7 protein-coding genes and 1 pseudogene are annotated in these 11,358 nt (G+C 44.5%); 4 read left to right on the top strand and 4 right to left on the bottom strand.

The window, feature by feature from the left end:
- A partial coding sequence (locus tag V7D75_RS12910; protein WP_333614878.1) for an NAD-glutamate dehydrogenase occupies positions 1–3,518 on the bottom strand: 3,518 nt, incomplete at its 3' end.
- A gap of 377 nt (positions 3,519–3,895) precedes the next feature.
- On the opposite strand from V7D75_RS12910, the gene purD reads away from it, so the two are divergent.
- Positions 3,896–5,230 (top strand): phosphoribosylamine--glycine ligase, encoded by a 1,335-nt coding sequence (gene purD, locus V7D75_RS12905; protein ID WP_333614879.1) that lies wholly within the window; start codon positions 3,896–3,898, stop codon positions 5,228–5,230.
- A 394-nt stretch (positions 5,231–5,624) separates the two neighbouring features.
- Entirely contained in the window at positions 5,625–7,034 is a 1,410-nt protein-coding gene (locus tag V7D75_RS12900; RefSeq protein WP_333614877.1) for an ABC1 kinase family protein, read from the top strand.
- A 183-nt stretch (positions 7,035–7,217) separates the two neighbouring features.
- On the opposite strand, the gene trmB is transcribed toward V7D75_RS12900, so the two are convergent.
- Positions 7,218–7,880, bottom strand: coding sequence for a tRNA (guanine(46)-N(7))-methyltransferase TrmB (gene trmB, locus V7D75_RS12895; RefSeq protein ID WP_333614876.1), 663 nt, complete (start codon positions 7,878–7,880; stop codon positions 7,218–7,220).
- Positions 7,881–8,114: 234 nt separating this feature from the next.
- Here trmB and V7D75_RS12890 point away from each other — a divergent pair, with 234 nt between their 5' ends.
- On the top strand, positions 8,115–8,327 hold the full coding sequence (locus tag V7D75_RS12890; protein WP_333614875.1) for a DNA gyrase inhibitor YacG: 213 nt from the start codon (positions 8,115–8,117) through the stop codon (positions 8,325–8,327).
- A 54-nt stretch (positions 8,328–8,381) separates the two neighbouring features.
- Positions 8,382–9,563 carry an aspartate aminotransferase family protein gene (locus V7D75_RS12885; protein WP_333614874.1) on the top strand — a complete coding sequence of 394 codons (1,182 nt, stop codon included), beginning with the start codon at positions 8,382–8,384 and terminating at the stop codon, positions 9,561–9,563.
- A gap of 116 nt (positions 9,564–9,679) precedes the next feature.
- Here V7D75_RS12885 and V7D75_RS12880 read toward each other — a convergent pair whose 3' ends face one another.
- Together V7D75_RS12880 and V7D75_RS12875 are read right to left on the bottom strand one after the other, a co-directional pair.
- Complete coding sequence (locus V7D75_RS12880; protein WP_333614873.1) at positions 9,680–10,579, bottom strand: LysR family transcriptional regulator; 900 nt, start codon at positions 10,577–10,579, stop codon at positions 9,680–9,682.
- Between the two features lie 252 nt (positions 10,580–10,831).
- Positions 10,832–11,358 (bottom strand): annotated as a pseudogene (locus tag V7D75_RS12875) (DNA polymerase III subunit gamma/tau); the annotation flags it as partial.

Genomic DNA, 11,358 nt, shown 5'->3' with positions numbered 1-11,358 from the left:
TTAATATTGACTTCATGATCCGAGCAGTTGACGCCGCCTGAGTTGTCAATGGCATCGGTATAAATGCGCCCACCCGTTTGTGCGTATTCGATACGCCCTTGCTGAGTAAAGCCTAAGTTACCGCCTTCGCCAACGACCGCCGCCCGCAGCTCACCACCGTTGACGCGCACGGCATCATTGGCGCGGTCACCAACATCGGCATGACTTTCATTGGCGCTTTTCACGTAAGTTCCGATACCGCCATTCCAAATCAAATCAACTGGCGATTTTAGCAGCGCGCTGATTAGCTCGTTGGGCGCAAGGCTATCTTCAGTGATATCAAATAACGCTTTCATTTCAGGACTGATGGCAATGGTTTTATCTTGACGTGAGAACACGCCACCACCTTGGCTGATAAGCGATTTTTCATAGTCGTCCCACGTTGAGCGCGGCAGATTAAATAGACGCTCACGCTCGACATAAGACGCGGCGGTATCTGGGTTTGGATCGATAAAGATATGCAAATGGTTAAAGGCTGCGACCAACTTGGTGTGCGTCGATCTGAGCATGCCGTTACCAAAAACGTCGCCACTCATATCGCCAATACCAACAACGGTAAAGTCATCACGGTTTTGAATGTCCATACCTCGCATACGGAAGTGGCGCTTGACCGACTCCCAACCACCGCGAGCGGTGATGCCCATCGCTTTATGGTCATAACCGACCGAGCCGCCTGAAGCAAAGGCATCATCAAGCCAAAAGTTATACTCGCTTGATAAGGCATTGGCGATATCTGAGAAGGTAGCGGTACCTTTATCGGCGGCGACCACTAAATACGGGTCATCTTCGTCGTGACGCACCGTATTGGCTGGCGGGACAATTTTGCCATCGACAATATTGTCGGTCACATCCAGCATACCGCGCAGGAACGCTTGATAACAGGCGATGCCCTCTGCTTGAAAGGCTTCACGGCCATCAGCCATAGTTTTGGTCTTGACGATAAAACCGCCTTTGGAGCCAACCGGGACAATGACCGCGTTTTTGACCATTTGTGCTTTGACCAGACCAAGCACTTCGGTACGAAAATCTTCCATACGGTCCGACCAGCGTAGACCGCCGCGGGCAACTTTGCCGCCGCGTAAATGCACTGCCTCAACGCGCGGTGAATAAACAAATATCTCAAACATTGGTTTTGGTTTGGGCAAGTTTGGAATATCTGCCGCCAAAAACTTAAACGATAAACGGTCTTTACGTTGACCATCCGCTTCTCTTTGATAGAAGTTGGTACGCACCATGGCGTTAATCAAATCCAAATACCAACGCAGGATACGATCTTCATCTAAACTACTGACGCCAGCCAAGGCGCTGTTAATTTGCTCTCGAGTTTGATTGGTTTTGCTGGCACGCTCCTCTTCACTGTATTTAGGATTCATGCGCGCATCGAATAGCTCGCTTAAGGCAATGCTAATGGCACTATTTTTTACCACAGTTTGCTGAATATAAGCACTAGAGAACGGCGCTTTTGCTTGCATCATATAACGCGATAAGGCACGCAGTACCACCACATCATACGTATCGAGTTTGGTGATTAATACCAGCTCATTAAAGGAATCACTCTCAACGTGCCCTGCCCATATTTGTTTAAGACTGTCTTCAAACTGCGCGCGTACCACTTGCATATCGATGGTATCAACATGTTCCAATACCAGCTCATACTCTTGCATCCAAATCGGCTGCTCTGGCAAATCGAACTCATAGGTTTGGGCAGAAATGACCGATACGCCAAAGTTTTCTAGCACCGGCAAGACTTTTGAGAGAATCACAGGATTTTGGCGACCATATAGTTTTAGGTGCAGCTGATTGCTGGCGCCGCCCGTTGACTGATATAAATGCCAAATCATTGGCTGCTCGTCACTTAAGCTCGCCAGACGTTTGGTATCTTCGACCGCCGTCCGCGCATCAAACCGTTCTTGATAGGCTGCAGGAATATAGCTTAAGAAGCGGCGCATTAAGGCATTGGCTTGCTGTTCGCCGACATTATCGAGCAACATTTTTTGATAATTATCGCGCCATGATTGCATAAGAGCCGACAGTTTATCTTGCAGCGCTGCTGTATCCACTTCATTTACTTGACCAGGTACCGTACGGACATGCACGTGGACGCGGGCGTGTTCAGATTCATTAAATTCCGTCGTAAAGCCAGATGACGTTCCGCCGTAAGCGTCTTTTAGGACATTTTGTACTTTAATACGCAGCTCGGTATTGAATTTATCACGTGGAATATAAACCAAGCAGGATACAAAGCGCTGATAATGATCGACTCGGCTAAATAAACGCAAACTTTTCTTATCTTGCAATTGGCTAATACCAGAGACGATAGGATATAACTCTTCAACGCTGGCTTGAAACAAATCATCGCGCGGTAAAGAATTAATCACATGCATCATTTTGTGATACGCATGACCATCACGTGGCAAATCCGCCATCGCCATGATTTTATTGGCTTTTTCACGTAGCAGTGGAATCTGTTGTACGCTTAGCTGATAGGCTTGCGCGGTAAAGAGACCAATAAAGCGATATTCGCCAATCAGCTTGCCATGGTCATCAAACTTATGAATGCCTAAAAAGTCCATATATACCGGGCGATGAACGGGTGATACACGGCTTGATTTAGACAACATCAATACGCGTGGCTCGGTTAATAGTTTTTTTAGATTATGGGGCAGCTCATCAAAGCTCTTTGAAAGCGTATCTTCACTTCCGCCGCGCAACAGACCAAGCCCACTATTACCAATGGCAAATAAGTCTAAATTGTCATCATTCTCTAAGCGGTACTCGCGATAGCCTAAAAAGATAAAATGCTCGTCTAATACCCAATCCAAAAACGCTTGAATTTCTTGCGGCGAATAATACACTTCGGGTAGATTTTGACCAGCCAGCTCCGCTTTTATATCGGTCAGCTTGCCGCGTATCTGCTGCCAGTCATCAACGACGATATCAAGGGTATCGATTTTTGCCAGCAGCATCTGCTTTAATGCCGCCAACTCGTCATTGTTCTGATAAGCGATTTCGCAATGAATCAAAGACATTTTTGAGGTGTCGCTTTCATGGGCGCTTTCGACATGAGTAATATCGCCATTTTCATCGCGCTCGACCCCAATAATAATATTATAGGTACGATGGACGTCGATACCTTCTGCTTCCAAGCTCATTAAAATGGTATCGACCAAAAATGGTCTGTCGTAAGCGACTATTTGGATAACCGTATGCGAGCTATGAAAATGCTGCTCTTCCGCGATGGGGTTTAAAATAGCAAGCTGCGGCTGACTGCCGTCATAGGCTTTGAGCAGGGTGAAATGATGTAGCGCCATACCAGCCAAATCCATATTACTGATATCTTTCGCCACTTCTTGATGCAGCGTCTGATAATAGCTATGAATAAAATGGTCAAATAGCGATTTGTCTTTTTGTACATAACTGGTGGCAATATCGCTTATCTGGCTGATCCGCTCTTTTGCGATATTTAAGTTGTGAGGCATATCCATTGTCCTTTGTTATAGGTTTGTCGTTCTCGTTTTTTCAATAACCAATCATGGGTATCTACTAGTGCCAACCTATCAAAGTGTAACGCACTGCGGCGTCTAGCAAAAGCGTACAACATCATTTCATGAATCAGCAATATGTCGATAACCTTTGATAATGAGACAGTTAATGAGAGAGTCTTTAATAATTAAGACGATAACACCCTAACCTCATCTAAAACTTGCTGGCAGGTGGATACTCATGACAATCATGGCGTTTTTTTGTTAGAATACCGCAGTATATTGCAGCAGATTTTGCTGGCTCGCTATTAACTCCCAAAAAACTAACTCACAAACAACTCACAATGAATTTTGATGCTAAGGGCAGACATATGATGAATATTTTGGTGATTGGCTCAGGTGGTCGCGAACACGCACTCGCATGGCAGTGTGCAAAAGACGACAAGGTACAAAACATCTATGTCGCCCCCGGTAATGCTGGCACTGCCCTTGAGCCCAAATGCCAAAACGTCACCTTAAAAGATACAGCCGATGCTGACGAACACAGTGCGGTTATCGAATTTTGCCAAAATAACGCCATTGATATGGTGATTGTCGGTCCAGAAGCGCCATTGGTAACCGGTATCGTCGATGCTTGCCGCACAGCTGGCATCAAAGCATGGGGGCCAACCGCTTATTGTGCGCAGCTTGAAGGCTCAAAAACCTTTGCCAAAGAGTTTATGGCGCAAAACAACATACCAACCGCAGCTTATCAAGGCTTCACGGACGCTACTGCTGCTAAAGCCTATATCGATGAGCAAGGCGCGCCGATTGTGATCAAAGCCGACGGTCTTGCTGCAGGCAAAGGCGTTATCGTCGCTGAAACCATCGAGCAGGCGCACGAAGCAATTGACGATATGCTTGCGGACAATAAATTTGGTGATGCTGGTAGCCGTGTGGTTATCGAGCAATTCTTGCAAGGGGAAGAAGCCAGCTTTATTTGCATGATAGATGGTGAAAACATCTTACCGATGGTAACCAGCCAAGACCATAAGCGTGCCTTCGAAGGTGATACGGGGCCAAATACAGGCGGCATGGGTGCTTATTCTCCTGCGCCAGTGGTCACCCAAGACGTTCACGATAAGGTAATGGCGCAAGTTATCCAACCTGTTGTGGATGCCATGAAAGCCGCTGGTCACCCGTATACTGGATTTTTATATGCTGGGCTAATGATTGATGAGGCGGGCGATCCGTATGTGATTGAGTTTAACTGCCGCTTTGGCGACCCAGAAACGCAGCCAATTTTGATGCGTTTACAATCATCGATGGTTGATTTAGTCGCACAAGGGCTAGAGGGTAAATTACCAACCGCAGCCAATTGGGATGAGCGCCCTGCTCTCGGTATTGTCGTTGCTTCAAAAGGCTATCCTGAAACCTCATCTAAAGGCGATGTAATTACTGGCTTGCCAGAGTTGGATAATGACAATCAAAAGTCAGTCAAAGTTTTCCATGCTGGCACGGCTTTCTCTAATAACGATACGCTTAGTGATGATAGTGATGAGAAAGAAGTGGTGACCAATGGTGGGCGCGTATTGTGCGTGACGGCATTGGCTGATAGCATTTCTGGTGCACAGCAAGCCGCATTGACCGTGACAGGCGCGATTAGTTTTGATGGCGCTCATTATCGCCGTGATATCGGACACCATGCGATTGCGCGCGAAAACGTTTAATATGGTTAAGCCAATTTAAAACTTATATCGTTTTTCTTATATTATTTTTATGGTAATCCGACCTAGTGTAATGCTAGGTCGGATTTTTCGTTTGCTCATTTTTTATGAGCGTATTTTAAAATTTATCTTTGGCGGCTTAGTGTTAGAATAAGGCTATTTATTGTGGCGCTTGATTTTGAGCGCTTTAATGCTCGGTCGTAGCATGTAACATAGCAATTCATAGAATTACTTTTAATAAGCATACGTTAATTTACAAAGTAACGGTTCATGCTAAGCACGGGCATCTCAATCTACCACCCATTATATGATACAATTTTGTACCAGTACGTCGCATCTCCTTGTATTGTCGGTTTACGCCCGCACATCAATAGCAACCGGATGAATGATTATATTTATGGCAAATGATACCTCTAGACCCTCTAATAATAAACCGTCTAATAATAAGCAATCCATCGACAACCTGAAGACCTCAGGGTTTGAGCGTCGGATGTCTATTGCGAAAACTTCCTTAAATATCGGTCGTCGTTGGGCAGGTAATAGTGTGTCTGGTATGTTTTTGAATAAAGAAGCACGTACGGCGCGCAATCAAATATTTATGGAAGAACAGGCGCATTATCTGGCAGAAGAGCTGGGTAAATTAAAAGGCTCGGTGGTAAAAATTGGCCAAATGCTGGCAATTTATGGCGAACATATATTACCGCCCGAAATCACGCGTGCCCTGCAAACGCTCAATGACGATACCGCCACCTTAGCATGGCCAAAAATCGAGGTCACATTACGTCAATTATTGGGCGCGAAGTTAAATGAGCTAGAAGTTGATCCCGTTCCTATTGGTACCGCTTCCCTTGCCCAAGTGCATCGCGCAACAGTGTTGGCAACGGGCGAGCAAGTGGTGTTAAAAATTCAATATCCGGGTGTTGCTGATGCCATCAATTCCGACTTAGCTTTATTTAAGCGTTTATTAAAAGTCAGTAATATCGTACCGCAAACACGCGCCCTCGATGCATGGTTTGAAGAGATACGTGACCTCCTCCATCATGAAGTTGACTACGAAGCGGAAGCGGCGACTACAGAGCGTTTTTATGAGCGCTTACTGGGCGACCCACGTTATATCGTACCCAAAATCAATCGTACTTACTCAACCAAACGCTTGTTATGCATGTCTTATGAGCCAGGTATTACGGTGGTCTCGGAAGCGCTACAATTATTGTCACATGAGCGCCGCAACGCTATTGGTCAAGCGGCTATCGAAATCATGATGCAAGAGATTTTCGTTTGGGGTGAGATGCAAACGGATCCCAATTTTGGCAATTACCTCGTTCGTGTCGCTGCCAATGACAACGAAATCGATAAGCTGGTATTGCTAGATTTTGGTGCCATTCGCCAATTCGATAACAACCTACTGACGATTGCGCACGGGTTATTACGCGCCGGATATCGTCATGACCATCAAGCGATGAAGCGAGCCATGACGGGTTATGACTTCTTTGATAGCATGAGCGATAAAGTACGCTCGGATATTGCTTCATTGTTTTTATTAGCGACAGAACCCTTTAGTGATCCTACTTTAAACCCTGATATTCCTAATAACTGTTTGGATGAACAGCAGCGTTATATCTGGGCGAACAGTAAGTTGCATACTCGCCTCTCAAATAACGCCACGCAAGCGATGCAGTCTTTTGAGTTTAACCTGCCGCCTAAAGAATTTATGTTTATCAGTAGAAAATTTATCGGTGCTTATACTTTTTTGACAGTATTAGATGCTCATACCGATTCTAATAAATTGGTGAAGCCTTTTTTGTAGTATAAGAAAGTTGATATTTTTTGGACCGCCTTTTTGTGGCGGTCTTTTTATGTTTTATTTTTATTTGCTTAGGCTATTTTATATAATTACCTTACTAATAATAATTTTTTGTTTTCTGTTCTTTGTCCTTACTTTTTTATTCGATAATTTCGACTACAATGCATTTTTTACTTAGGCTATTTCTTATTCTTTATTACTCGCTTGCCAATTGTCGAATCTGGTTTGATAACTCTCAGGCTTACGCATGTTTAGCTGCCAACAAGTTTCACCGCGCGCTAGATACTTGACTTCAAAGTGTGTACGCTGACTATCACTAGCGACTTTATGACGCGTATTCGGTAAGCACCAGACCTCATTGGCTTGCTGCTCTGCATTATCCATATATGCCTCTATATTAGTCGCCAGCACTACTTCTCCGCCTACTTGCAAACGAGAAAGCAAGAATTCAAAAAAAGGCATGTTTAACCACTGTTGATTAGGGTTATGTTGCTCAGGATTGGGATATAAGATAAAGATACGCTCGATACTGTTTGGCACAATGGCATGGACAATCCAAGCGATGGCATCCGCATGAATTGCACTGAGATTGCTTAATTTCTGCTGCGCTGCCATTTTAGCAAAAGCATCGAATTTATTACGCGTACGCTCGATGGCTATCAAGTGCTTATCAGGATGTTGCAGTGCGAAGCTAAGCGCATGCTTGCCCTTCCCTGCGCCAATCTCCAATACCAAGGGCAGCTGTTTATTCATCAATACTTCTGGAGTCATAAAATCACGCGGTGCTGAAAGTTTTTGGGGTTGAAAAGCACGCTGCTGCTGATGCGAAAGCTCAAGATTGTCAGTCATCTACTATCCTTAAGGGATTTGTCATTTGTCATTATCCGGTCGCATGCTATTATATAGTCAATCCAGCTCAATAGTAATACAACCTCCATGCTTATCGAACGACAATTATTAATGCCGCAGGGCCATTGCTTATAAATCTGGAAAACCCACATTTTTCATACTCGCTATTGATTAGAAGCACTGTCTTAAACGACAGCATTTATTGATAGCCCATAGGATGTACCTACTTTTATTATGACTGAATCTACTTCTAGCAACAGCCACAACCATACCAGCCCTTTACCCAAAACCTATCCTTGTCCAGAATGCGGCAATCAAACTGCATGGCAAGACAATAAATATAAGCCATTTTGTAGTCATCACTGCAAGCTTATCGACTTAGGCGCATGGGCAAACGAAGAATATACCTTACCTGCCGAATCGACGCCGTTTTCTGACGAGCTCTAATTAATCCCAATCTCTTTAGCCCTTTAACCTTTTATCATTCCAAGGATGTTTTACATGTCTGCTACTTACCTGATGCCCACTTATAATCGTCAACCAATCAGCTTCACCCGCGGTTCAGGCAGTTGGCTTTATACCAAAGATGAAACGCCTTATTTAGATGCTTTGACAGGTATCGCAGTATGCGGCTTGGGGCACTGTCATCAAAAGGTAACTGAAGCTATTCAGCAGCAGGCAGCAACCTTGGTGCATACCAGTAATTTATTTGGTATTGACTGGCAAGAGCGCGCTGGCGAAGCTCTATGTAATGCCGCGCGAATGGACAGCGTATTTTTTGCTAATAGTGGTGCTGAAGCCAATGAAGCGGCATTAAAACTGGCACGACTCTATGCGCATCAGCAAGGTTTTAAACGCCCAAAAGTTATCGTGATGGAACAGTCTTTTCATGGTCGTACCCTGCTGTCGTTATCAGCAACTGCCAACCCTAAAGCCCGTGAAGGTTTTTATACCTTGGATGAAGACTTTATCCGTGTGCCCTTTGGTGATATCGCCGCGATTGAACAAGCCGCTCAAGACCATGATGATATCTGTGCGGTATTTGTCGAGCCTATACAAGGCGAAGGTGGTTTGAATACCGCAGCGAATGGCTTTACGTATCTTGAGCAACTACAAGCTATATGCGATAGTCATGATTGGTTATTTATGCTCGATGAAGTGCAAACTGGTAACGGTCGTACGGGCAAATACTTTGCTTATCAGCATAGCAATGCGCGCCCTGATGTCTTAACGACCGCCAAAGGCTTAGGCAATGGTTTTCCAGTCGGTGCTTGCATGGTACGCGGACGTGCCAATGGCTTGTTTGGCGCCGGTAGTCACGGCTCAACCTATGGTGGCACGCCGCTAGCCAGTCGTGTGGTACATAGCGTTTATGAAGTGCTTGCTGATGACAGTATCATGGACAATGCCGTCACCGAAGGACAGTTCATCCGTGAAGGCGTGGTTAATGCGCTTGGACGATATGGCGTTAGCACTCGCGGCGCAGGGATGATGATTGGTATCGCGCTGCCAGAAGAGATGGATTGTAGCAAATTGGTTGACCGTGCCCGTGATGAGCAAAAATTAATCATTAATGTCACAGGCGGGCATGTGATTCGTCTATTGCCGCCGCTTAATATGAGCCGTGATGAAAGCTCACAAGTGGTTGAGCGTTTGGTTAATTTATTGAAACCCTCATTTTAAACGTCTGGATTAACCAAAATTTAAAACTAGAAAAAGCCTATAGATACATTATCTATAGGCTTTTTGCTTTTTAACACTTTAAAAGCATTTTAATCAGACATTACTAAATACTTAACTTAATTGGCGTGAAAGTACTTTTTTAACACTTCTAAGCAGCGGGTGATTTTTGCAGGCTGTTGATCACGGTTTAAGGTGACGGCATATAGCACAAAACTTGGTAGCTGATAGCCCGTTAACACTTCGACCAAATTACCATTTTCAAGCTCTCTTTTGACATCCATTTCCATGATGCGAATCAAGCCATGGCCTTCTTTTGCCAAGGTCATCGCCATAAAAACATTATTGGTATGAATACGTGAATTCATCTTGATGCGCGTTTTTTTACCCGTTTCCGTTTGAGAAAGCTCCACATAGTTAGCATCTTTCATAATATCGATGCAAATCAGTTGATGGTCTGCCAAATCTTTTGGCGTTTCAATCTTTTTATGCTGACGTAAATACTGCGGTGAGGCAACCAACATTTGACGCACATCAGATAACGGATGATTGCTTAAGGTTGAATCATTGATATTGGGGCTCATACGTACCGCAATATCGATACGCTCATCAATCATATCGATATAATGATTATCAGCAAAATAAGTAATGCTAAGGTCATCGTGCGCCGACATCCAAGTCGATAGAGCGGGCAAAATATGGTGAACGCCAAGCTCAGGCGTCGTTGCAATACGCAAACTACCAGCAAGCTCATCACGTAATTGATTGACTTTAATACGCCCTTGTTCAGCGGCACTGACCACATCTTTTGCCGCTTCATAAAAGCTGGCGCCCGCTTCTGTTAAGCTAAGCTTACGAGTTGAGCGATGCAGGAGTACTACGCCAAGCTCGTTTTCTAAAGCGCGTATTTGTTGGCTGACCGCACTGGTCGTAATACCCAATTCGCGAGCTGAACCACTAAAAGAGCCGTGTCCGACCACACTGGCAAACACAGCCATACCACGTAAATTATCTAACATATTTCCACCTAAGCTGCTTTTTAGTTTTTAATATAACTTAACCATTATAGCGGATTATAATAAATCTTACAGTTTTTTACTATAACTCTGTTAGTCATCCAAAGCTATTTAGTCAATAATAAAACGAAAAATATCAAGGCGATAAATTGATATCGCCTTGATATTTGGAGAATTATAATAAAATATATAAAGGTTTACTGATTAAAGATTGCCAATCATAAAATTGAACATTGTTTAATATAACTGAACGCTTTAATATAACTGAACCTTACCCATTTTTCCTTCACCGCGCTCCGTCAAATACTGCATAACGGGCGTATTAAGCAATCTAGACTCTGCCACTGCCCGCGCTTCAATAAGGCGTTTTTGTTGACGGCGCTCAGGCGTTTTATCGTCGGCTTGCATAATACTACCATCTATCTGCAAGCTAATGTCTGCTTGCGTAAACTGTTCTTGTAGTTTCGCTGCCAACTGCTGAAAAGTAGCTTGCAGATGCTTACTATCTACCGCCGTGACAAAGACGGCTTTATCGTTACAGTGACCGGTCATCATCCCTTGACGTGCCAGTGCCAATTCATCGGGCGCCAAACTACCAGCTTCGCGGGCGCATTGTAGCCAGTAGTCCCATTTTTCTGGCGTCCACTCGCCCGTTAGTTCTTGCGGCGCACAGCGTAATAAAGTACGCGGATCATCCACTTGTACTGCTAATTGAGAATCATTTTCGCCAGACTCAACAACAGGCTCAGACTCAACAACAGGCTCAGACTCAACAACAGGCT

Source organism: Psychrobacter sp., assembly GCF_036731945.1.
GTDB lineage: Bacteria > Pseudomonadota > Gammaproteobacteria > Pseudomonadales > Moraxellaceae > Psychrobacter.
Note: the sequence above shows the minus strand (reverse complement) of the source record. Positions and strands in the feature narration are given on the sequence as shown.

What these genes read in the sequence shown, in the direction of transcription:
- purD (WP_333614879.1), top strand. Translation starts at nt 3,896, where the DNA reads ATGAATATTTTGGTGATTGGCTCAGGTGGTCGCGAACACGCACTCGCA.
- V7D75_RS12900 (WP_333614877.1), top strand. Translation starts at nt 5,625, where the DNA reads ATGGCAAATGATACCTCTAGACCCTCTAATAATAAACCGTCTAATAAT.
- trmB (WP_333614876.1), bottom strand. Translation starts at nt 7,880, where the DNA reads ATGACTGACAATCTTGAGCTTTCGCATCAGCAGCAGCGTGCTTTTCAA.
- V7D75_RS12890 (WP_333614875.1), top strand. Translation starts at nt 8,115, where the DNA reads ATGACTGAATCTACTTCTAGCAACAGCCACAACCATACCAGCCCTTTA.
- V7D75_RS12885 (WP_333614874.1), top strand. Translation starts at nt 8,382, where the DNA reads ATGTCTGCTACTTACCTGATGCCCACTTATAATCGTCAACCAATCAGC.
- V7D75_RS12880 (WP_333614873.1), bottom strand. Translation starts at nt 10,579, where the DNA reads ATGTTAGATAATTTACGTGGTATGGCTGTGTTTGCCAGTGTGGTCGGA.